Source organism: Paraburkholderia atlantica (assembly GCF_000092885.1).
In the GTDB taxonomy this organism is placed as follows: domain Bacteria; phylum Pseudomonadota; class Gammaproteobacteria; order Burkholderiales; family Burkholderiaceae; genus Paraburkholderia; species Paraburkholderia atlantica.
This window is the reverse complement of record NC_014119.1, coordinates 929,291-951,857: the sequence shown is the minus strand read 5'-3', so window position 1 is coordinate 951,857 and position 22,567 is coordinate 929,291. Positions and strand designations below refer to the sequence as shown.

The 22,567-nt window shown below is 64.3% G+C and carries 15 protein-coding genes and 1 pseudogene; 10 read left to right on the top strand and 6 right to left on the bottom strand.

Translation table 11 applies throughout. The annotated features are described in order from the left end of the window. Window positions 1–298: 298 nt before the first annotated feature. The 8 genes from BC1002_RS31905 (at window position 299) to BC1002_RS31870 (ending at window position 9,552) form a co-directional block, all read left to right on the top strand. On the top strand, window positions 299–1,606 hold the full coding sequence (locus BC1002_RS31905; RefSeq protein WP_013094097.1) for a glycosyltransferase family 4 protein: 1,308 nt from the start codon (window positions 299–301) through the stop codon (window positions 1,604–1,606). Between the two features lie 123 nt (window positions 1,607–1,729). Beyond that, window positions 1,730–2,332, top strand: a complete 603-nt coding sequence (locus tag BC1002_RS31900; protein ID WP_013094096.1) for a D-glycero-alpha-D-manno-heptose-1,7-bisphosphate 7-phosphatase — start codon at window positions 1,730–1,732, stop codon at window positions 2,330–2,332. Continuing rightward, on the top strand, window positions 2,329–3,570 hold the full coding sequence (gene waaF / locus BC1002_RS31895; RefSeq protein ID WP_013094095.1) for a lipopolysaccharide heptosyltransferase II: 1,242 nt from the start codon (window positions 2,329–2,331) through the stop codon (window positions 3,568–3,570). The genes BC1002_RS31900 and waaF overlap by 4 nt, the downstream gene beginning before the upstream one ends. Before the next feature lie 22 nt (window positions 3,571–3,592). Further along, complete coding sequence (locus BC1002_RS31890) at window positions 3,593–5,338, top strand: carbamoyltransferase family protein (RefSeq protein WP_013094094.1); 1,746 nt, start codon at window positions 3,593–3,595, stop codon at window positions 5,336–5,338. After that, window positions 5,335–6,423, top strand: coding sequence for a glycosyltransferase family 2 protein (locus BC1002_RS31885; RefSeq protein ID WP_013094093.1), 1,089 nt, complete (start codon window positions 5,335–5,337; stop codon window positions 6,421–6,423). Before BC1002_RS31890 ends, BC1002_RS31885 begins: the two co-directional genes overlap by 4 nt. Further along, entirely contained in the window at window positions 6,420–7,559 is a 1,140-nt protein-coding gene (locus tag BC1002_RS31880; protein ID WP_013094092.1) for a glycosyltransferase family 9 protein, read from the top strand. The genes BC1002_RS31885 and BC1002_RS31880 overlap by 4 nt, the downstream gene beginning before the upstream one ends. After that, window positions 7,549–8,505 (top strand): glycosyltransferase family 4 protein, encoded by a 957-nt coding sequence (locus tag BC1002_RS31875; RefSeq protein WP_013094091.1) that lies wholly within the window; start codon window positions 7,549–7,551, stop codon window positions 8,503–8,505. Before BC1002_RS31880 ends, BC1002_RS31875 begins: the two co-directional genes overlap by 11 nt. Window positions 8,506–8,556: 51 nt before the next feature. Further along, window positions 8,557–9,552, top strand: a complete 996-nt coding sequence (locus BC1002_RS31870; protein ID WP_013094090.1) for a UDP-glucuronic acid decarboxylase family protein — start codon at window positions 8,557–8,559, stop codon at window positions 9,550–9,552. A gap of 101 nt (window positions 9,553–9,653) precedes the next feature. Here BC1002_RS31870 and BC1002_RS31865 read toward each other — a convergent pair whose 3' ends face one another. From BC1002_RS31865 to BC1002_RS31845, 6 genes and pseudogenes are all read right to left on the bottom strand, one after another. After that, a complete protein-coding gene (locus tag BC1002_RS31865) occupies window positions 9,654–9,911 on the bottom strand; it encodes a hypothetical protein (protein WP_013094089.1) in 258 nt (85 codons plus the stop codon). A gap of 252 nt (window positions 9,912–10,163) precedes the next feature. Beyond that, window positions 10,164–10,775, bottom strand: coding sequence for a recombinase family protein (locus BC1002_RS31860; RefSeq protein ID WP_013094088.1), 612 nt, complete (start codon window positions 10,773–10,775; stop codon window positions 10,164–10,166). A 74-nt stretch (window positions 10,776–10,849) separates the two neighbouring features. Next, window positions 10,850–10,972, bottom strand: coding sequence for a hypothetical protein (locus tag BC1002_RS39465; protein ID WP_013094087.1), 123 nt, complete (start codon window positions 10,970–10,972; stop codon window positions 10,850–10,852). Between the two features lie 393 nt (window positions 10,973–11,365). Next, complete coding sequence (gene metE, locus BC1002_RS31855) at window positions 11,366–13,657, bottom strand: 5-methyltetrahydropteroyltriglutamate--homocysteine S-methyltransferase (RefSeq protein WP_013094086.1); 2,292 nt, start codon at window positions 13,655–13,657, stop codon at window positions 11,366–11,368. 138 nt (window positions 13,658–13,795) lie between these two features. Then, a pseudogene (locus tag BC1002_RS31850) lies at window positions 13,796–14,200 on the bottom strand (LysE family translocator); the annotation flags it as partial. 110 nt (window positions 14,201–14,310) lie between these two features. Then, window positions 14,311–15,777 carry a hypothetical protein gene (locus BC1002_RS31845; RefSeq protein ID WP_013094085.1) on the bottom strand — a complete coding sequence of 489 codons (1,467 nt, stop codon included), beginning with the start codon at window positions 15,775–15,777 and terminating at the stop codon, window positions 14,311–14,313. A gap of 596 nt (window positions 15,778–16,373) precedes the next feature. Between BC1002_RS31845 and BC1002_RS31840 the strand changes: the two genes are divergently transcribed. Continuing rightward, entirely contained in the window at window positions 16,374–18,641 is a 2,268-nt protein-coding gene (locus tag BC1002_RS31840) for a two-partner secretion domain-containing protein (protein ID WP_013094084.1), read from the top strand. Window positions 18,642–18,904: 263 nt separating this feature from the next. Continuing rightward, window positions 18,905–22,525 (top strand): AAA family ATPase, encoded by a 3,621-nt coding sequence (locus BC1002_RS31835; protein ID WP_013094083.1) that lies wholly within the window; start codon window positions 18,905–18,907, stop codon window positions 22,523–22,525. The last annotated feature ends 42 nt before the right edge of the window (window positions 22,526–22,567 follow it).

The following is a 22,567-nucleotide window of genomic DNA, read 5'->3' as shown; positions in this document are numbered from 1 at the left end:
GGATAAAACGTCGCACAAATGTGGCGTCGAGCAAGTGGTGCGCCCGGCGATCCTCCGCCCATCCTAGTACCAGCGCGCCATCAGCGGTGCGAAGTTACATGACCGTATGTAGAAACAGGGAACGCCACAGCGCTTCTCCGTCTGCACGAAATAGGGCACGCCACAGCGCTTCGTCCATGCGGACCAACGTCTGCCGTCGATTCCCGGAGCCGCAACATACGAATGGCACAGCGAATGCTCGGGGCCGGTGAAACGATTCCTCAACATCGAAGAACGCGCATCTCAGGAAGGAGTGCACATGAAGATCGCCCTGATCAGTGAACATGCGTCGCCGCTTGCCGTCGCCGGTGGCGTCGATAGCGGCGGCCAGAACATCTACGTCGCGAACGTCGCGCGTCAGCTGGTGGAAATGGGCCATCAGGTCGACGTGTTCACGCGCCGCGATCGCGCACTGGTGCCCGAGCGCGTCGAGATGGACGGCGTGCGCGTGATTCATGTTCCCGCTGGACCGCCGCGGCAACTGCCGAAGGAACAGTTACTGCCGTTCATGGACGAGTTCGCGACATTCCTGATCGCGTTCTTTCGTCGCGAACCGCAGCCCTACGACGTAATGCACGCGAACTTCTTCATGTCCGGCCTCGCCGCGCTGAAGGTGAAGGCTGCGCTCGGCGTGCCGCTGGTCACGACCTTCCATGCGCTCGGTCGCGTGCGGCGTATCCATCAAGGAGCGGATGACGGCTTCCCCGACGAGCGCTTCGCGATCGAGGACGAACTGGTCGCACGCTCGGACGTCGTCGTCGCCGAATGTCCGCAGGACCAGGCCGATCTACTCGAACACTATCGCGCCGATCCCGCGCGCATCCGGATCGTGCCGTGCGGTTTCGACGATGAGGAGTTCCGGCCCGTCGAGCGCGAAGCCGCCCGCAATGCGCTCGGCTGGAGCCCGCACGACTTCATCGTGCTGCAGCTAGGCCGGCTCGTGCAGCGCAAAGGCATTGACAACGCGGTACGCGGCGTCGGCGTGCTGAAGCAAACCTTCAACACGGCGGCGCGACTGTACGTGGTCGGTGGCAATTCGGACGCGCCCAACGAAATCGCGACGCCGGAGATCGCGCGCCTGCGCAAGATCGCACGCGAATGCGGTGTCGCGGACGAGACGTGCTTCGTCGGCCGGCGTGGTCGCGCGCGGCTGCGCTATTTCTACAGCGCCGCCGACGTGTTCGTGACGACGCCCTGGTACGAGCCGTTCGGCATCACGCCGGTGGAGGCGATGGCATGCGCGACGCCGGTGATCGGCGCCGATGTCGGCGGCATTCGCTATTCGGTCCTCGATGGCGTGACCGGCTTTCTGGTGCCGCCGCGCGATCCGCACACGCTCGCCGCGCGTCTCGACCGCTTGCGGCGCGACCCCGCGCTCGCGCGCCGGATGGGCGAAGCGGGCCTCGAGCGGGCGCGGACCAGCTTTACCTGGCGCGGCGTCAGCGAAGCGCTCGCGCAAGTCTATGCACGCGCGGCAAGGCTCGCGCCGAGTAAAACATCGCTCGACACCGGGTCCGTACCGGCACAGCTACCGCGGCGAGCAGCAGCCGGAGCGTCGTTCCGTTGACGACGGCGCACGCCGCGCGAACCCGCACGGCGTGCGCAATTGGAACGCGCCGCGGCCGGTCCAGCGGCTACGGCGCGCCTTTTTCCGACTTTCGACCCACGCTCGCAAATACCACCAACCATCATGACGGTACCCGCTGTATTCATCGACAAGGACGGCACGCTGCTTGAAGACGTGCCCTACAACGCCGATCCCGCGCTGATGCGTTTCGCGCCGGGCGCGCGCGAGGCGCTCGCGCTGCTCGCCGCCTACCCGTACGCGCTGTTCACGATCAGCAATCAGTCCGGCATCGCGCTCGGCAAGTTCGAAGACAAAGCGCTGTTCGACGTCGAACGCCGGCTGCGGCAGATGTTCGCCGAGTGCGGCGCCACGCTCGCAGGCTCGTACTGGTGTCCGCATCATCCCGAGGGCAGCGTCGAGCGTTACGCGATCGTCTGCGACTGCCGCAAGCCCGCGCCCGGCATGCTGCTGCGCGCGACCGTAGAGCATCAACTCGATCTCGCCAACAGCTGGTTCGTCGGCGACATTCTCGACGACGTCGAAGCAGGCAATCGCGCCGGCTGTCGCACGATCCTGCTCGACAACGGCCACGAGACCGAATGGCGGACCGGCCCGCAGCGCACGCCGAGTGCGCGCGCGGCCGATCTGCACGAGGCCGCGCAACGCGTCGTGTTGAACGGCTTTCCTCCGGGCCCCGCGGCACGCCGCAAGGAGGCGCCGCGGTGAACGCACCTCTGCCAATTGCACCGCCCACGCTCGCTCATGCGCGTGTGCCCGATACGTCGCAACCGGTGTGCTGGGGCGACGACGTCAAACGCATTCTGTGCGTGCGTCTCGACAATCTCGGCGACGTGCTGATGACGACGCCCGCGCTGCACGCGCTGCGCGAGTCCGCCGGAGATCGCCATCTCACGCTGCTCGCGTCGCGCAGCGGGGTCGCTCTCGCGCCGTTTCTCGACGACGTCGACGACGTGATCGAATACGACGCGCCGTGGGTCGCGCCCGCGTCGAACGTGACGCGCGATCTGCTCGACGATCATCGGATGCAGCAGCGGCTGAAGCGCGGCTGCTTCGACGCGGCGGTGATTTTCACCGTATACAGCCAGAGCCCGTTGCCGGCCGCGATGCTGTGCTATCTCGCGGGGATTCCGCGCCGCCTCGCGCATTGCCGCGAGAATCCGTACGCGCTGCTGACCGACTGGCTGCGCGAACCCGAGCCGCAGCAACGCACGCGGCACGAGGTACAACGCCAGCTCGATCTGGTGCTCCACGTCGGCGCGCAGACGAGCGACACCGCGATGCGTTTTCGCGTGCCGCCCGCCGCGCGCCGGTCGCTCGACGCGAAACTGACGACGCTCGGCATCTGCCGCCACACGGAGTGCATCGTGCTGCATCCAGGCGCGACCGCCGCATCGCGCCGCTATCCGCCCGAGCGCTTCGGTGGAGTCGCGACACGGCTCGCGCGCGAAACCGGCGCCCCCGTGCTGTTGACCGGCGGCGCGAGCGAGCGAGCGCTCGTCGAGGCCGTGATCCGCGCGGCCGCACCCGGCGTGCGCGCGCAGCTATACGACCTGAGCGGCGCACTGACGCTCGCCGAGCTTGCCGCGCTGCTCGAACGCGCGAGCGTGCTCGTCTCCAACAACAGCGGCCCCGTGCATGTCGCTTCCGCGCTCGGCACGCCGGTCGTCGATCTTTACGCGCTGACCAACCCGCAGCACACGCCGTGGCAAACGCCGCAACGCGTGCTGTATCGCGACGTCGAATGCCGCTGGTGCTATCGCAGCGTGTGCCCGCATGGGCATCACGCTTGCCTGCTCGGTGTTCCGATCGACGAGGTGGTCAACGCGGCACTCGAATTGCGGCACGCACACGCGCATGCGCCGCGTCGTGGTGCAGCTGAGCGCGCCGGCCGCGCCGATGACACGAGCACGCCGTCGCCGACGGATCAGCCAGCCATCCCCTGAACCCACTCTCATTGCCAACGCCATGTACACACTCGGAATCAATGCGGTCTATCACGACAGCGCGGCCGCGCTGCTGCGTGACGGCGTGGTGCTCGCCGCCGCCGAAGACGAACGCTTCACGCACGTCAAGCACGCGAAACGTCCGGTGCCGTTCTCGACCTGGCAGCTGCCGTTCGACGCGATCGACTACTGCCTGAAAGCCGCCGGCATCACGCTCGCCGACATCGATCACGTCGCTTACTCGTACGACCCCGCGCTGTTCGGCGGCATGCCGACGAAGCCGGGCGCGACGATCGAGCTGCCGTTCGATCCGGCCGGCACGCGTCCGGACAATCCGTCCGCGTCGCCGTGGGACCCGCTGTTTCTCAGCTATATCGCGAACGCGAAGGGCCAGTTGCTCGACGGCGCGCCGCATCATCTGCGCAAGCGCTTCCAGGGTGTGGATCGCGAGCACGGCTTCGCATGGCACTTCGTCGAGCACCATCTCGCGCACGAGGCGAGCGCGTTTCTCGCCGCGCCGTTCGACGACACCGCCGTGCTGACGATGGATGGCCGCGGCGAAGGCGTGACGACCAGCATGGGGCAATTCGTCGGCGGCGAGTACACGCGCCTGAAACAGGTCGAACTGCCGCACTCGCTCGGACTGCTCTATGAAGCGGTGACCGACTGGCTCGGCTTCCTGCATTCATCGGACGAGTACAAGGTGATGGCTCTTGCGTCGTATGGCAAACCGGCCTATGTCGACGTGTTCCGCGAAATCGTCAAGTACCGCCAGGACGGCAGCTATACCGTCGATGCGCCGCGTCTGACCGAGCGCTTCGGTCCGGCGCGCGAACGCGGCGGTCCGCTCGAGCAACGCCACTTCGATATCGCCAATTCGTTGCAGCGCGTGCTCGAGGAGACCGTGCTGGAACTCGCGCACTGGCTGCATCGGCAGACCGGCTTGAGCCGCCTGTGCATGGCGGGCGGCGTCGCGCTGAACTGCGTGATGAATTCGAAGGTGCGCGACGCCGGGCCGTTCAGCGAAGTGTGGGTGCAACCGGCGGCCGGCGACGCGGGCACCGCGCTCGGCGCGGCGCTGTGGACCGACTACCGCGAACGTGCCGCGCGCGGCGACCGCGAGCGTCGCTGGAAAATGGATCACGCGTACCTCGGGCCCGAATACAGCGAAGCGGAAATCGAGCAGTTTCTGCGCTGGTCGAAAGTGCCGTACCGGCGCCTCGCCGATATCGCGGGCGAGAGCGCCGATCTGCTCGCGCAAGGCAAGGTGATCGGCTGGTATCAAGGCCGCACCGAATTCGGGCCGCGCGCGCTCGGGGCGCGCTCGATCCTCGCGTCGCCCGTCGATCCGCACATGCAGGCGAAGCTCAACGAGATCAAGGATCGCGAAGACTTCCGCCCGGTCGCTCCGGTCGTGATGGAAGAGGAAGCAAACGAATGGTTCGTAAACGGCCAAACCGCGCCGTTCATGCTGTTCATTTTCGATGTGCGCGCCGATAAGGCCACGCGTATTCCGGCCGTGCGGCATGTGGACGGAACCGCGCGCGTGCAGACCATCAACCGCGCGCAGCACCCGCTGTACTACGACCTGCTGGCCGCGTTCAAGCAGCGCACCGGCGTGCCGATCCTCGTCAATACGTCGTTCAACACGCGCGGCGAGCCGATGGTGAATTCGCCGCGCGACGCTGTCGAGTCGTTCTGGACTTCGCCGCTCGACGCGCTCGTGATCGGTCCGTTCCTCGTCGACAAGGCGGGGGGGCGCGTATGAACGCGTCGGTCATGTGTCCGGCGCCGCTGCATGGCGGCGTGGCCGCGCGCTACAGCAGTGAGGATGCCGAGGAAACCGGCCGCACGCTGCGCATGGGGTCGTGGCCCGACGTGTCGGTGGTGGTGCCCACCTATCGCCGTCCCCAGATGCTCGCGAACTGCCTCAACGCGCTGTGCGCGCAACAGTTCGCGCCGCATCGCTATGAGATCGTGGTCTGCGACGACGGTCCCGACGACGCCACGCGCGCCTGCGTCGAACGGTTCGCGCGCGAGCAGGCGCCGCATGGATTGGAGGTGCACTACCTGCCGGTCACGCGCACCCAGGGTCCGGCGGGGGCGCGCAACGCGGGGTGGCAGTATGCGCGCGCGTCGCTGATCGCCTTTACCGACGACGACACACTGCCCGATCCGCATTGGCTGACGGCCGGCGTCGCGGCGCTCGCATCCGGTGCCACGGCGGCCGCCGGCAGGATCGTCGTGCCGCTGCCCGAGCTACCCGAACTACCGACCGATTATGAAGCGGACGCGAGCGGCCTCGCGCGCGCCGAGTTCGCGACCGCGAACGTGTTCGTCACGCGCGCGGCGCTCGTCGCGACCGGCGGCTTCGACGAACGGTTCACGTCGGCGTGGCGCGAAGATTCGGACCTGCAATTCACGCTCCTTACCGCCGGCGGCCAGATCGTGCGCGCCCGCGACGCGGTGGTCGTGCATCCGGTGCGGCCGGCGCGTTGGGGCGTCAGCATCGCGCAGCAGAAAAAGAGCCAATTCGACGCGCTGCTTTACCGCAAGCATCCCGAGCTGTTTCGCACCCGCATCGGCTCGCGGCCGCCGCTGCTGTATTACGCGATCCTCGCTGCCGCGTTGCTTGCGATCGGCGGTGGGTTCGCGGACCTGCCGATTCTCGCGGGCGCGGGTGTGATCGCGTGGTGCTGGTTGACCGGCTATTTCTGCGCGCGTCGGCTGCGCGGGCGCAATCACGGCTGGCGCCACGTCGCCGAAATGATCTGGACGTCCATTCTGATTCCGTTCCTGTCGATCTACTGGCGGCTCTATGGCGCCATCCGTTTCAAGGTGTTCTTTCCATGACCGTACCCTCGCTACTGACGGCGCTCGCGCCGCGCCGTATCGTCGTGTTTCGCGCGCTGCAGCTCGGCGACATGCTGTGCGCGGTGCCCGCGCTGCGCGCGCTGCGCGCCGCCGTCCCCACTGCGCATATCGCACTGATCGGACTGCCGTGGGCGCGCGCGTTCGTCGAGCGCTATGCGGCGCTCGTCGACGAGCTGATCGTGTTTCCGGGCGCCGTCGGTTTTCCCGAGCAACCGGAAACGAACGATGGCTTGCCCGCGTTCTTCGCGCGGATGCGCGACCGGCGTTTCGATCTGGCGCTCCAGCTGCACGGCAGCGGCGGCGTCGCCAACGATCTGCTGCATCGACTCGGCGCGCGCGCCGATGCCGGCTTCGTGCAACCCGATGAGGTCACGCGCGAAGGCTGCTTCATCGATTGGCCGGATGCGCTGCCGGAGCCCGAGCGGTATCTCGCGCTGATGAGCGCACTCGGCGCGCCGGCGCACGACCGGCGCCTCGCGTTCCCGCTGGCCGCGCCCGACCTCGACGAGTACGCCGCGCTGCGCGCCTGTCACGGCATCGAAGACGAGCGGCTCGTGCTGGTTCACCCCGGCTCGCAATTGCCGTCGCGACGCTGGCCCGCCGAGCGCTTCGCGGCCGTCGCCGACCACCTCGCCGCCGACGGCTGGCAGATCGCGATCACCGGCACGGCCGCCGAAGCGCCGCTGACCTGCGCGGTGCTCGGCGCGATGAGCGCGCCCGCGCTGCATCTGGCCGGCGCGACGTCGCTCGGCGGACTCGCGGCGCTGGTCGCACATGCGCGGCTCGTGGTCTGCAACGACACCGGCATCTCGCACATCGCCGCGGCGATGGCGACCGCGTCGGTCGTGATCGCGTGCGGCAGCGACACACGACGCTGGGCGCCGCTCGATCATGCGCGGCATCGCGTGCTGGCCGACTATCCGGCGTGCCGGCCGTGCATGTTCCGCGACTGCCCGTACGGCCATCCATGCGCGCTGAACGTAGGCGTCGAACAGGTGGTCGAGACCGCCCGCGAGCAGCTTGCGCGCGCACCCGGCGCGCAGCCAGGCGCGCCCGGCAGCCTGCATGAGGAAACCGTTTCGCTGTTTTACGAGGATCTGCACCATGCTGCGTAATTGCCGCCGACTGCGCGTGCTGACCTGGCACGTCCACGGCAACTACATGTATTACCTGAGCCAGACGCCGCACGATTTCCATCTGGTGACGAAACCGGGTCATCCGCCCGGTTATGCCGGAAAGGTCGGCGTCTTGCCGTGGGGCGACAACGTGCACGAGATCGCGATCGACGACGTCGCCAATCACGAGTTCGACGTGGTGCTGTACCAGCATCGCACGCACTGGGAATATGACCGCGAGCACGTGCTGAGCGCCGCGCAGCGACTTCTGCCGCGAGTCTACGTCGAGCACGACCCGCCGCAGGAAAACCCGTTCGCGCAATGGCATTGGGTCGACGATCCCGGCACGCTGCTAATTCACGTCACGCATTTCAACCGGCTGATGTGGGACAGCGGCGTCACGCCAACGCGCGTGATCGAACACGGCGTCGTGGTGCCCGACGGCGTGCGTTACAGCGGCGAACTGCAGCGCGGCATCGTGGTCGTCAATCATCTCGCGCAGCGCGGCCGGCGGCTCGGCGCGGACGTCTTCAGCGAAACGCGCACGCGCGTGCCGCTCGATCTCGTCGGCATGGACGCGCAGCGGCTCGACGGCATCGGCGAAATCGGCAATCTCGATCTGGCCGCGTTCAGCGCGCGCTACCGCTTCTTTTTCAATCCGATCCGCTGGACCAGCCTCGGCCTCGCGATCGTCGAGGCGATGACGATCGGCATGCCGATCGTCGGTCTCGCGACCACCGAGCTCGCCACCGTGATCCGCAACGGCGAAAACGGCTTCGTGCATACCGACGTCGATGCGCTCGTCGACGCGATGCTCGGACTGTTGCGCGATCCCGACGAAGCGCGGCGGCTCGGCGAAGGCGCGCGGAGCACGGCGTTGGAGCGTTTTCATATCGACCGTTTCGCGCAGGACTGGCACGACGCGCTGCTGCACGTCACGGCATGACGCCATGCTGATTTTCGACGCTCATGCGGTCCAACCACAGGATCACGCACCATGAAAGAACTCACCCGCAAGCGCATTCTGGTCACCGGCGGCGCCGGTTTTCTCGGCTCGCATCTGTGCGAACGGCTCGTCACGCAGGGACACGACGTGCTGTGCGTCGACAACTTTTACACCGGAACGAAGGACAATATCGCGCATCTGCTCGACTGTCCGAACTTCGAGCTGATGCGTCACGACGTGACGTTTCCGCTGTATGTGGAGGTCGACGAAATCTATAACCTCGCGTGCCCTGCGTCGCCGATTCACTACCAGTACGATCCGGTGCAGACGACGAAGACCAGCGTGCATGGCGCGATCAATATGCTCGGGCTCGCCAAGCGCGTTAAGGCGCGGATTTTCCAGGCATCGACGAGCGAAGTGTATGGCGACGCGCTCGTGCATCCGCAGAAGGAAAACTACTGGGGCCACGTGAATCCGATCGGTCCACGCTCGTGCTACGACGAAGGCAAGCGCTGCGCGGAGACGCTGTTCATGGACTATCGCCGCCAGCATGGTCTGTCGATCCGCATCGCGCGCATCTTCAACACCTACGGCCCGCGCATGCATCCGTCCGACGGCCGCGTGGTGTCGAACTTCATGATGCAGGCGCTGCGAGGCGAGCCGCTGACCGTCTATGGCGACGGTACGCAGACGCGCTCGTTCTGCTATGTCGACGACATGATCGATGCCTTCATCCTGCTGATGAACAGCACCGACGATCCGGGCGGCCCTGTCAATCTCGGCAATCCGCACGAAGTGTCGATGCGCGAGATCGCGCAGCGCATCGTCGCGGTGACCGGCTCAGCTTCGCCGCTCGAAGCGCAGCCGCTGCCGGCCGACGATCCGTGGCATCGGCAGCCGGACATCTCGCTGGCGATAAAGCTGCTCGGCTGGCGGCCGGGCATGTCGCTCGATGAAGGGCTGCTGCGCACCGCGCATTATTTCCGCGCGCGCATCGAGGCGAGTCAGCAGACGCCGCCGCAGCAAGTGAGCGGGCGAATCTCGTGATGCGCAAAAGAGAAGCGACCACAGGGGTCGCTTGGGGAGCAGTGCCACGGAGGCCGCTCAAAGGCCATGCCGCGAAGGGCGAGCGGACTATGGCATAGGGTTCATGAGGAACGGATGGTCGATTCCGCGTCGCTCGTCAGCACCGTCATCGGTCCCGCGCTCAACGCGGCCGAGATGATCGCGAGGCGTTCGGCGGGGCAATCGACCAGATCGACGCTCAGTGACTCGCGTCCGCCTGCGTTGTTCACGTGCGCGGACCAGCCGCATACTTGCGCACGATGTTCGATCAGGCTTTTCCAGACTGCGACGACTCGCAGTGATCCCGGGTTTGCATAAACAGTCAGACGTTTCACGTTCATGGCTTTCACACGGTATCGCGCCGCGCCTCGGGTTCGGATCTCAACGTTTGATAATGTGGTTGTAGGTTGAGGTTAGACGTGTGAACTTTCAAAGCAAAGCACATGCCCCTGTCCGTAACTGGTCTGTTACGGACAGGGCATATGGAAGCTTGCGTGGCGCGTTTCACGCAACCGCCCACGCGAAACGCGCCTCGCGGGATGCCCGAACGGCGATGCGGTAAGAACGATACGAAAGAAACCGGCGGGTATTTTCTACATGGCTGGGGTGTCCGCGCGAATGCGCATCACGGTCTGGCGCGAAGTGCCGAAGCGTCGCGCCACTTCGCTGACCGACTGTCCTCTGCCGAGGGATTGCAGCACGCGTTGGCGCTGCTGCTCGGACAGCGAAGGCGGTCTGCCGGTGTGCTTGCCGCTCGCGCGCACGGCGGCGAGACTGTCGCGGCTACGCAGGCTGCGGCACGCGGCATCGAGCCGCACCAGCGCGCGCAGCGCCTTCACCGCCGATGGCTCCGGACGTCCGGCCAGATCCGTATGGCCGACTTCGACGCACCGCAGCGCCGCGCCGGCCTTCCGGCACTGCATCACGGTGGCGAGAATGTCGCGCGCATTGCAGCCGAGCGCGGCGAGCTCGAGTACGACGAGCGTATCGTGCGGCGCGATGCGCCGGATCAGACTTTGCAGCTCGGGGCGTTCACGTCCCTGTGTGTAGGTCGGCAGATCCTCGACCACGAGCCGCGGGAGCGTGACCATGTAGCCCGCCTTGTCGAGCCGGATCAGCGCCTGCTCGTGCCGAACCGCATCGTGTGCGCCGAACAGATAGATGTGTAGTTTTTCCACGTCGCCTTCGTAGTCACGATCCGCCATTCGCGGCGCTATTTCGCTAGAAATTCCGTGGGTCCGAGCGACGGCGCTTGCACACGCGCCGTCACTCATCGGGCTCAGGGCTGCCGCTGGCCGCCCTGATGCGTCGGAGGAGTCTGGTTCTGTTGCTGCTGTCCGCTGTCTCGGCCGGGTTGCGCCGGGTTCGACGGCTGTCGATTCGAATTCTTGTCCGAGGTCATGAGGTTCTCCTATGTGAGATTGCGGGGTGACCGTGGCTAAGCGCGGCCATCGTGATTACCTCGCAATCAGCGTTCCCGGTCGCTGCGCCGCCGCCGCGCGAGACTGCCTCGGCGCGGGATGGAGGTGCCGGCATGCCGCTTCTGCTGACGATGCAGCCAACTGGTGGAGGAATTTTGAAAGTGTATCAATCAGGTTGAACGTCCAATACGGTTGGCGTGGGTATTGGCGCGATTGAACTGTGATTGCGTGTGCTACGGACGCGCGGCATGTAACACCGCGGCATCTGTCTGGCGGAAAGGAATGTAGCGCCCTGCTCAAAGCTCGGCGCCGAGAGGCAAACCGATCCGGATACGAGCCGCCGCGAAGAAAGCGACGGCTCGCTCGCCGTTTTACTAGACCTGGCTGCGCAGCGTCTTCGCGGCGGCAACCATGTTCGTCAGCGCGGGAATCACTTCAGCCCACTGACGCGTCTTCAGACCGCAGTCCGGGTTCACCCACAGACGTTGTGCCGGAATGCGCTCCGCCGCCTTTTGCATCAATTGAACGATGTGCTGCTGCGTCGGGATGTTCGGCGAGTGAATGTCATAGACGCCGGGGCCGATCTCGTTCGGATAGTTGAAGTCGTCGAACGCGTCGAGCAGCTCCATGTCCGAGCGCGAGGTCTCGATCGTGATGACGTCCGCATCCATGCCGGCGATCGACGCGATGATGTCGTTGAACTCCGAATAGCACATATGCGTGTGGATCTGCGTTTCGTCACGCACGCCGTTCGCGGTGATCCGGAACGACTCGACCGCCCAGCGCAGATACTCGCCCCACTGCGCGCGACGCAGCGGCAGGCCTTCGCGAAGCGCGGCTTCGTCGATCTGCACCACGCGCACGCCGGCTTTTTCCAGGTCGAGCACTTCTTCGCGGATCGCCAGCGCGAGCTGGTAGCACGACACCGAACGCGGCTGGTCGTCGCGCACGAACGACCAGTTCAGGATCGTCACGGGGCCTGTCAGCATCCCCTTCATCGGCTTGTTCGTCAGCGACTGCGCGTAGCTGATCCATTCGACCGTCATCGCTCGCGGACGGCTGATGTCGCCGAACAGGATAGGCGGCTTCACGCAGCGCGAGCCATACGACTGCACCCAGCCGAACTGGCTGAACGCATAGCCGTCGAGTTGCTCGCCGAAGTATTCGACCATGTCGTTGCGTTCGGCTTCGCCGTGCACGAGCACGTCGAGACCCAGCGCTTCCTGTTCGCGCACGCTGCGCTCGATTTCCCGCCGCATCGCGGCCCGATAGCCTGGCTGGTCGAGCGCGCCGCTTTTGAATTGGCTGCGTGCATGGCGGATTTCCGCCGTCTGCGGGAACGAGCCGATCGTCGTGGTCGGGTACGCGGGTAGTTCGAGCAGCGCGGCCTGCTTCGCCGCGCGCTCGGCATAGGCGTGCTGGCGATTGCCGAGCTTCGCGTCGATGCGCGCCAGCGCCGCCTTCACCGCCGGGTTGTTCACACGCGGCGACTCGCGGCGCACGGCAATCGCGGCCGCATTGGCGGAGAGCTGGTTCGCGACTTTGTCGCGGCCGCCGTTCAGTGCGGTGGCGAGCACCTTCAGTTCGTCGAGTTTTTGCAGCGCGAACGCGAGCCACGACCGGATTTCCGCGTCGAGCTTGTCTTCGCTCGCGAGATCGACCGGCACGTGCAGCAGCGAGCACGACGGCGCGAGCCACAAGCGATCGCCGAGTTTGCGCGCGAGCGGCGTCAGCCATTCGAGCGCGGCGTTCAGATCGGTCTTCCAGATGTTGCGGCCGTTGATCGCGCCGACCGACAGCACGCTGTGCGCGGGCAGCTTGCGCGCGGCCAGCGCGATTTCTTCGCGTGCGTTGATCGCGTCGATATGCAGACCGTCGACGGGCAAGCCGCACGCAAGTTCGAGGTTCTCTTTCAGCTGGCCGAAGTAGGTAGCGAGCAGCAGCTTGACGCCGCGTTCCTCGAAGCCTTGATATGCGGTCACGAACGCGTCGCGCCATGCCGGATCGAGTTCGGTGACGAGCACCGGCTCGTCGATCTGCACCCACTCGACGTCCATCACCTTGAAATAGTCGAGCAGCGCGCGATAGACGGGCATGATGCGAGCCAACAGCGCGAGTTTGTCGGAGTCGTCCTTCGCCTTGCCGAGCCATAGATACGTGATCGGGCCGATGATCACCGGCTTCGCCTTCACGCCCTGCTCGCGCGCTTCACGCAGCTGTTCGAGGAAGCCGGACGTATCGAGGTTAAACGTCGTATCGGCCGTGAACTCGGGGACGATGTAGTGGTAGTTGGTATCGAACCACTTCGTCATTTCGCCGGCCGCGACGCCGCCGCAGCATGCGGCATGCTCTTCGGCATCCTGCGCCGAGCGGCCGCGCGCGACGCGGAAGTAGTTGTCGAGCTTGTCGCCATGAAAGCCCTGCACGCGTGCGGGCAGATTGCCGAGCGTGAAGCTCATGTCGAGCACCTGGTCGTAGAACGCGAAATCGCCGACCGGTGCGAGATCGAGTTCACGCTGGTCATTCCAGTGACGCGCGCGCAGTTGCGCGCCGAGCGCCTTCAGTTCCTCGCGCGACGATTCGCCCTTCCAGTAGCGTTCGAGGCCGAACTTCAGTTCGCGTTTTGCGCCGATGCGCGGGAAGCCGAGATTATGTGTCGTGACCATGGAGGCTGCCTTCCGATGAAAAATTGCAAGGAACGATGCAAGGATTGGCAGCCATGATAGGGTCTTCGTTCCATGAAGAAAAATGGCATTATTTCATTTGTCCATTAGTTTTGTTCATTCGATGTGTCGGGCGCTTCGCTAACGAAATACCTGCCGGATTCCCAGCGCAATCATGAGCCCTCCACATGTGAGGTCGATCCATGCCTTCGCGCGACGATAGGCCGTCGCAATCACCGTGTGCGATAAAACGAGCGCGACTGCTCCGTACCAGCACGTCGCTGATGCACCGACAGTAGCAAGCATCGCGATGAACGTCGGCATGGAAACGTGGGTGGGCACCGCTGAGGAAAAGACCGCCGCGTAAAAGGCGATGGACTTCGGGTTCGCGATATTTGTCGCGATACCTTGTAGGAACGCGGCACGAGATAGAGGCGCCTTCGTCGGGTGACGTGCTCCTGAGGGGGTTGCCCGTGCCGACACAACGAGCCGCAGCCCGAACCAGATCAGATAGGCCGCGCCAGCAAGCTTAACGCCGACAGCGAGGGCCGCCTCTTGGGCGGTCCTCCTGTCGACCTTCAAAGCGCACGGTACGGGCCGAGCGCCTGTCGCAACTCATTAAACGGCCCGTCAGTTCGACGAGTTGCGAATTGCCTTCAGCGGTCGTCGCCGTCGCGGCCCGCAGACGCCGGCCTCGGCGGGCTTACGCTTATGGCAGCGCCAGTCAGTACCCACGCCCGTTGGCTGGGCGCGAACCTCGGCGCCAGGTAGCCGTCATTGATTTCGCGCGTCACGGCAAAGCGACGGAACGAAGTCGCTGGCAAGAACAGGCGGGAATTGTCCGGGAACCCATCGCTGGGAGTATCCACGTCTCCCTCGCGTGCCGAAATGACGCCGTCGCCATTGGTATCGACCCGTTTGACTTCGGCCACATAGGCGTCGTACAAGCGCTGCGGGAATGGCGTGCCCTGCTCGAACGACGCCAGTCGCACGTAGGTGTCCAGGTAGATTTCGTGCGCCAGTCCGCTTGGGATGAAGCGCTGGCGGTATTCACGCTGGTTATCGACTTCGGCATCGAATCGGTCGGGGTCGCGCGGACCTGCACCACCCAGTGGGGCCGTATTGTTCGGATCGTCACCATAGTCGATCGCACTGTTCTTCGCACCTGCCGGTCCAGCGCCGGGGATCAGTGACGACAGCTCGCCAACTTTGCCGGCTTCAAAGCTACCGGGAATACCTCCGGTAAAAGGCAACTCGTAGAGTGGATGGATCCAGTTGGTCGTGTAGTTGAATTCCCAGTAGCCGTGACAATCAGTCTGCTGCATGCAGTTGAGCGCCCCCATGCTTAACTGGATCGGCACGATATTGGTCTGGCGGTCGGGGAAGTGGTCCGAAGCATCGGGCAAATGCGGTGACTTGCCATCCATTGTGAAGAGCTGGCCCGGCACGTTGTGGTGCGTACCCATTGCCCGCAAAGCGGCTGCGTCTGCGACTGTCATTGTGCCGAACTGGGCGTGCCCGTCGGGACGGGGCGGTGCGACATTCGGGACTTGCAGATCGTGGATCATCCAGCCCTCATACCAGCCGCTTTCGTTGTTGATCACAAACAGATTGGAAAGGTCGGTAAATACATCGATGAAGGCGCGAACGTTAGCGGGATCAGTGGGCAGTCCGGGCTTCGGTTCGACCACCAGGCGCACCGCACCGATGGTGGGCAAGCCGCAGTTGCCGCCAGTTGCCGTCAGCATCGCCTGGTCGTTGATGCCCGGGAATCGTGTCGTGAAGGTATTGGGTTCGAATCCTACTGTGGACAGCAGGAAATACTGGAACAGCTGGCTCGGTTTGTCGGCCTCGGCATAGGCCTGAATTGGCAAATAGCTATGGGGCCGTTCGGCCATCCTTTGGAGGAGATCTTGCAGCGGATCCGGCAGGTGCGCGATGTCGCCGCGCTGACGCACCAGCGCGCTGTCAGCTGCCGCGTTCGGATTCGGATGGCAAGGCGGCGGCGGCTGTTCCGCGCGTGCTTGGCCTGCGGCCAACGCGCCGATGAAGACGGCAGCGGACAGGCTGGCAGCGCCAGAACCCAGTGGTCTGAAGCTGCGGGGCTTGAATAGCGATTTCATGATGGCTCCTGAGGTTGACCCGCGTCTACGGAAACATCTTCGGTTAGGTATTGATGTGTGGCTTAACCTCCATTGAAAGTCGAGTCGCGTGTTATCCATGGCCGGGCAGCGGGTCACCTGTCAGGAGCATGACGATGCCTCGCGGTTGGCAACCTGCGATGAGATGTGGCGGGGTGAAATCGGCAAATCGGATGCCGAAGAGAGGTGTTGAGTAAACGGGGAGGAGAAAAAGATATTCCGAGCGCGGCTAAAGTCTGCAGCGGCAGTCATGCCTGTCGGAGTCCATTGCGCACCGGGGGAATTTCGACGCCGGCAACTGGCGGTAACCATGCTGCTTAAGCCCAGCAAGCAAACACGTATGAAGCGCTTCGCTTTTGTCTATCGCCATCGGCTGTCCACAGGTATTTCGTAGACGCGCCAAAAGATGTCGCCACACAACAAGTGGCCCGAACTGCACAGACGACAAGGCGCAAAACGCAGAGATATCGGCATGCATGCGCGGGGCCGGGAGCTATTCTTCAGACGCTGCGACCAATGTATCTGCGCTCCACTCTGCGGGTCGTCGGCAGCCATTTTGCGTGGACTCGGGAGAGGGTATGTCACGACCGAACCTACCTCGGAATGTGCTACGCGCACAGCGTCGGCAACATTCAAATGCAGGCTCCCTGCTGGCCATCGGCATTTCGCTGACTGGACTGTCCCTGACACCCGTGGCGCTCGCGGCGGGCGTCCTTCCACAAGGCGGCCGTTACGTCGCCGGCGCGGGCACGATAGCCGCCCAGGGCAACGAGCTTGTGGTCACACAGCCGGGCTCAACGCGCGGCGTGATCGACTGGAATCGCTTCTCTATTGGCAAGGGCAACACGGTCATCTTCAACAACGGCGACGGCGCGACGCTGAACCGCGTGACAGGCGGTTCGCCGTCAATGCTGCTCGGCAAGCTGAACGCGACGGGCAGCGTCTACCTGATCAATCCGCAAGGCGTGCTGATCGGGCCGCAAGGTGTCGTCACGACGGGCGGCCGCTTCGTCGCCTCCACGCTCGACACCGACAACGCGTCGTTCATGAACGGCTCCGCGCTGACGTTTTCCGGCGGGTCGGATCATCGCGTGGTCAATCTCGGCAATATCGGCTCGACGAACGGTGACGTACTGCTGATAGCCGCGAAGGAAGTGGACAACTACGGCAACGTCAGCGCGCCGAATGGCACCGCCGAAGTCGGTGTCGGGACCAAGGTGCTGTTGCAGGACTCCTCCAGCTCGCGGCAGATATTCGTGCAGACAGCGAGCGGCGGCGCGATCGTCAACACGGGCGCGGTCGAAGCGGCGCAGGTCAGCCTGCAAGCCGTTGACGGCAACATCTATGCCCTCGCTGGCAACGCCGACGTCCTGCGTGCGACCGGCACCGCCGTGCGCGACGGGCATGTGTGGCTCGTCACGGGCCCCGGTGGACAGGTGATTCTCGCGGGCAACATCGCCGCGAAGAACGCGGACGGCAAAGGCGGCACGGTCGATATGGACACGGGGCTCTTCACGTTCTGGGGGGACTTCGCGAAGGTCGTCGCGGGTCAATGGAACGTCACGCTGCCCGCCTACACGTTCGATAACGGCGCGGCGCGCTCATTCGCGCGCAGCATGAACGACGGTACGTCGATCTCAATGACGACCACCGGTGCAGCAGGCCGGAGCGGCGACATCGACGCGGATCAAAGCATTCAGTGGACAGGCGGCGCATCGCTCGCGCTGAACGCGGCGCATAGCGTATCGGTCGGCCCGGGCGTCACCTTCAGCAACCAGGGCGGCGGCGCGCTGACGCTTCGCGCCGACGCGGCCGGCGTGAACAACGGCGGCAGCGTCACGAACAACGGAATGATCGACTGGTCGCAAAGCACCGGCACGGTAAGCGCGTTCTATGACATGACCGGCGGCTTCACGCCAGGCACCATACTCGCGAACGGTGGGTGGGCCGCGCCAGACTATAGCGGGCTGCTCTCGCAGATCACCGGCTACAAGCTCGTCAATACGGCGCAGGATCTGCAGAACATCGAGAACGATATGAGCGGCAACTATGCGCTGGGCCGCGACATTGACGCGGGCGGCTACGCGTTCAAGACGCTCGGATTCGCCAGCAAGCTGTCGTTCACCGGTCAATTTGACGGCATGTGGCACAGCGTGTCCAACATCAGGCCCGACACGGACGCTGTGTTTAGCGATATTGCCGCGAACGGCGCGGTCAGGGACGTGAACATCCTGAACGCGCAGTCGGGCACCTATGCGCCGTCTTACAGGTCCGACGGCATTCTCGCCATGAGCAATCACGGGCTGATCATCAATACGTTCACCTCGGGTTACATCGCGCCGGCATCCAATGCCGCCGGCGCGACGCTTGGTGGTCTCGTCGGCACCAACTATGGAACGATCGCGCGCTCCGGCAGCGGCGCCAACGTCACGGCGGACTCCGGCGGCGGCGGCCTCGTTTATAGCAATCTGGGCACGATCACCCAGTCCTACGCGACCGGCAACGTTGCCGCTAACGAGTCACGCGGCTCGTCCGGCGGCCTCGTCAACCGCAACACCGGGACGATCACGGAGTCGTTCGCGTCGGGCAAGGTCTCAGCGTTCAATCTTGTGACGGTGGGCGGGGTCTGCGAATTCTGCACAGGACTCGGCAGCGACGTCTACTGGGATACCGAAACGACGGGACAAGCAAAAAGCGGCGGCAATCTGCCGGCTTCGAACGGCTTGACCACCGCGCAGATGAGCGATCCGAGGAGTTTCGTCGGCTGGAACTTCGGCAGCAATGGCGCATGGGTGATGCCGACGGGCGCGACACATCCGGTGCTGCGCTGGCAGGTCGAGCACTGAAGGCGGATGCCCGCTCTCGCGGGGGGTGGCCGGTCACGACGTGCGGCGTCGCGGCTGGCAGACCCTGCAATGCCAGGGGCTGAAGCTGCAGGTGTGGGCAGTGCGGCCGAGGTCACCGGGTCGAAATGTTCGTCGTTCCTACTTAAAAAGACCCATCGCACGCGCCGGTCCCGAAACTCGCCGGAACGAGATGCGAAGCCGCATGGACAAGTTGGGCTACCACGCCGATGATAGCGTTGGATAGGGATTCCAGAGATCCAGCAATGACCGACGATCTGACGACATGGTTAGCGCAGATTGGCCTCGGCGCCCATACTGCGAAGTTCGCCTCACAAGGAATCGACTGGGATGTGCTCGGCGATCTTTCCGACGATGACCTGAAGGAACTCGGCCTTACGCTTGGTGACCGCAAGCGGCTCGCAAAGGGACTTGCCGCGCTGAGCGAATTCCACGTGCATTCGCCTGGCCGGGTGGCGGAACGCGCGGACGCACCGTCGCCTGCATCTGAAGCCATCGAGGCCGAGAGGCGGCAAATCACAGTGATGTTCGTCGACCTGATCGATTCGACAGCGCTAGCGGAGCGATTCGATCCAGAGGATATGCGACGTCTGCTAGGCGTCTACCATCAAGCCTGTGCGCGGGCAATCGAAGCCCATGATGGTCGCATCGCGCTTTATATCGGCGACGGCCTGCTCGTCTATTTCGGCTATCCGAGTGCGCACGAAGACGATGCCATACGCGCGGTACTCGCCGCGCTCGCTGCCATAGCGGCGCTTCGCGAGGCCAACGATCTCATCGAAACGGAGTACGGCGTGCGCCTGCATGTCCGGATCGGGATCGAAACGGGACTTGTCGTCGCCGGCGCGATTGGCGCCGGATCTTCGCTGGATCACCAGGCCATCGTCGGGGAGGCGCCAATCATAGCCGCAAGGCTGCAGTCGCTCGCTCCGCCCGACGCGATCGTCGTGGGGCCGGCCACGCAGCATCTGATCGAAGGGTCGTTCAAGCTTGAAGACCTTGGCTGGCGAGAACTGAAAGGTGTCACCGGTCCGGTTCGGGTCCAACGAGTACTGGCGCAAGCGGACACGATCGACCGCTTCGAAATCAGAGCGGTCCACGGGATGACACCGCTCGTGGGCCGGGCTGCAGAACTCGACATGATGCGGCGGCGGTGGAGGCAGAGCGTCGATAGCGAAATGCGCTGCGTTCTGTTGACCGGCGAGCCGGGAATCGGAAAATCCCGCGTGCTGCGGGCGCTCTGCGACAGCATCAGTGAAGACACGCATGCAATCGTTTCGCTTCAATGTTCCGCGTACTATCGCAACAGCCCTTTTTGGCCGGTACAACGCTGGCTACAGCGCACTTTTGGCATCGGCCCGGACGCGTCAGATGCATCGAATATGGAGCGGCTAGAGGCCGGGATCGCAAGACTCGGACTCGATGTCGACGAGACACTTCTGGTGCTTACGAATCTGCTTGGTATTCCGACAGGCGCGCCACATCCGGCAGTCGACACTTCTTCTCCTTCCTTCAAGCGCCGGACGCTGGACGCGCTGGTGGCCATGCTCGAAATGTCGACGTGTGTTCAGCCGGTGCTTTTCGTTGTCGAAGACGCGCACTGGATCGATCCGTCATCCCTCGAGTTCGTCCGGCTCGTGGTTGAACGGCTGACGTCCGCCCGGCTGATGGTACTTGTCACGGCGCGGCCCGAGTTCGACCCGGGATGGACTTACCCTCATCTCGTACACCTCAATCTCGATCGGCTATCGCGCCGTGATTGCGTTGCAATGATCGAGCGGCTGACGGGCGGCAAGCGGCTGCCGGATCTCATACTCGACCAGATCGTCTCCAAGACGGACGGTGTGCCGCTCTTTGTCGAAGAACTGACCAAGGCCGTTCTCCAGGGCGACCAGTTGGAGGAGACCGGGGCCGGCTACGAGTTGAAAGGCACGCGGCAGACAATCGCGATTCCGGACACGCTGCAGGGTTCGCTGCTGTCGAGGCTCGACCGGCTGGAGCCAATCGTCAAGGAAACCGCGCAGGTCGCGGCCACAGTGGGACGTGAGTTCGGCAGGAAGCTGCTTGGTCTGATTGCGTCCAGGTCAGAGAAAGAACTGCAGGAATCACTCGACCGGCTGATTGCGGCCGAAATCATTGTTCCTGCTGCGGGGAAACTCGCCGAAGAAGACGCCTTCCTGTTCCGGCATGCACTGATCCAGGAGATTGCATACCAATCCCTGCTGCTTGCGCGCCGCCGGAACTACCACGCGCTGATCGCCGGTGCTCTTGAAGAACATTATCCGGACGTCGTCGAGCGGCAACCCGAAGTGATCGCTCAGAACTTCGCTGCGGCCGACCTGCCGGATCGCGCGATCGGCTATTGGCAGCGCGCCGGGGAACGGGCGCTGGCGGGCGCCGCCTACGATGAAGCTATCGCCCATGTGCAACGCGGACTTGAACTGGTCAACCGATGCTTCCACAGCGAGCCGGATCGTGCCACTCACCTGCTGCCTTTGCTGCTGACAAGAGGCAGGGCAGAGCTCAGACTGGCCCAACGCGAGGCGATCGCGACCTTCCGCGAGGCCGTCCGGATTGCCCGTGAATGGAAGCTCACGTCGTATCTCGTGCAGGCAGCGTTGGAGTTCGATACTGCCGAGACCTTCCTAGAAGGTTCCGGCGATGCATCGCTTTCGCTGCTGGAAGAGGCCCTCGCCCTGATCGGCACCGAGGAATCGGTGGAGCGTTGCCGCCTGTTGTGCCGCCTCGTCCGCACCGTGCATATGACAGGTGCACGCGAACAAAGTAGTGAATTTGCCGAGGAGGCCGTCGCCCTCGCCAGACGCCTGAACGATCTGCCGAGCCTGTTCGATGCATTGGCGTGCGAGTTGATGCATGTCGGGGCTCTCCCGTTACCTGCGAACAGGTTTGCGGAGCGTGAAAGCGTGCTGCTGGAGTTGAGGCAGATGGCGGAGGATCTCGGCGATGCGCATACCATCGGGCATGCATGCGCCCGATGTCTTGCCGGCTACCTGGAGATCGGCGAGGTGGACCGTTTCGAAAGCGCGCTGGAACGGTATCGGCAGATCGCCGCCAGCGGACAGCACTTCGTCGACAAGTGGTGCGTGACGGGGGCGCAGGCGATGCGGGCCATACTCGTCGGTGACTTCGCCGAGGCGGAGCACAAGGCGCGCGACTCGTTGCAGATGGCGCAGAACGCTGACGCGAATTTCGCTACCGGTGTCTACGGCATGCAAATGTTCGCGATACGTCGCGAACAGGGCCGGCTCGCTGAGGTCGCGCCGATCTTCAAGCGGTTTGTCGACGAGCATTCCGAGGACACTACGTGGCGGCCAGGATTCATGTTGATCTGCAGTGATCTCGGCTTCGACGCGCAGGCCCGCGACAATCTCGTTCGGCTTGCGGAATCGGAATCCAGCATCCCCGTGGACAGCAAGCGGCTTGTCACGTTGACATATCTGGCGGAGGTTGCCGCCCGCCTGCGGGACGTCGAACATGCCGAACGGATTTATGCCCTTCTCCTGCCGTTCCGGGATCAGGTCGTCACCGTTCCCGTCTTTACGCTTTGCTGTGGATCTGCGGCACGGTTCCTTGGCATGCTGGCCCATGCTCTCGGCGACTGGTCAGCGGCCGAACAGCATTTCGAATACGCGCTGAGCATGGATGAGCGCTTGCGAGCCTGGCCCTGGCTCGCACATGGCCGCCACGAATACGCGCTCATGCTGGTGGCACGCAATGGCATCGGAGATAGAGCACGTGCGCGGGATCTGCTGTCGATGGCGGCCGCAGCAGCCAAAAAACTCGAGATGTTCGCACTCGTCGAGCGCATTGGTGGCGCGCAGGCAATAGCAGGGAACAGAAATTAACACAGTCGATCGTACAGTTTGAGATGCAATGTGCGGTCGCTA

Bases quoted from the DNA above. Each gene is read 5' to 3' on its own strand.
- metE (WP_013094086.1), bottom strand. From the start codon at position 13,657: ATGGTCACGACACATAATCTCGGCTTCCCGCGCATCGGCGCAAAACGC.
- BC1002_RS39465 (WP_013094087.1), bottom strand. From the start codon at position 10,972: ATGACCTCGGACAAGAATTCGAATCGACAGCCGTCGAACCCGGCGCAA.
- BC1002_RS31860 (WP_013094088.1), bottom strand. From the start codon at position 10,775: ATGGCGGATCGTGACTACGAAGGCGACGTGGAAAAACTACACATCTAT.
- BC1002_RS31900 (WP_013094096.1), top strand. From the start codon at position 1,730: ATGACGGTACCCGCTGTATTCATCGACAAGGACGGCACGCTGCTTGAA.
- BC1002_RS31835 (WP_013094083.1), top strand. From the start codon at position 18,905: ATGACCGACGATCTGACGACATGGTTAGCGCAGATTGGCCTCGGCGCC.
- BC1002_RS31865 (WP_013094089.1), bottom strand. From the start codon at position 9,911: ATGAACGTGAAACGTCTGACTGTTTATGCAAACCCGGGATCACTGCGA.
- BC1002_RS31890 (WP_013094094.1), top strand. From the start codon at position 3,593: ATGTACACACTCGGAATCAATGCGGTCTATCACGACAGCGCGGCCGCG.
- BC1002_RS31905 (WP_013094097.1), top strand. From the start codon at position 299: ATGAAGATCGCCCTGATCAGTGAACATGCGTCGCCGCTTGCCGTCGCC.
- BC1002_RS31845 (WP_013094085.1), bottom strand. From the start codon at position 15,777: ATGAAATCGCTATTCAAGCCCCGCAGCTTCAGACCACTGGGTTCTGGC.
- BC1002_RS31840 (WP_013094084.1), top strand. From the start codon at position 16,374: ATGTCACGACCGAACCTACCTCGGAATGTGCTACGCGCACAGCGTCGG.
- BC1002_RS31875 (WP_013094091.1), top strand. From the start codon at position 7,549: ATGCTGCGTAATTGCCGCCGACTGCGCGTGCTGACCTGGCACGTCCAC.
- BC1002_RS31870 (WP_013094090.1), top strand. From the start codon at position 8,557: ATGAAAGAACTCACCCGCAAGCGCATTCTGGTCACCGGCGGCGCCGGT.
- BC1002_RS31885 (WP_013094093.1), top strand. From the start codon at position 5,335: ATGAACGCGTCGGTCATGTGTCCGGCGCCGCTGCATGGCGGCGTGGCC.
- BC1002_RS31880 (WP_013094092.1), top strand. From the start codon at position 6,420: ATGACCGTACCCTCGCTACTGACGGCGCTCGCGCCGCGCCGTATCGTC.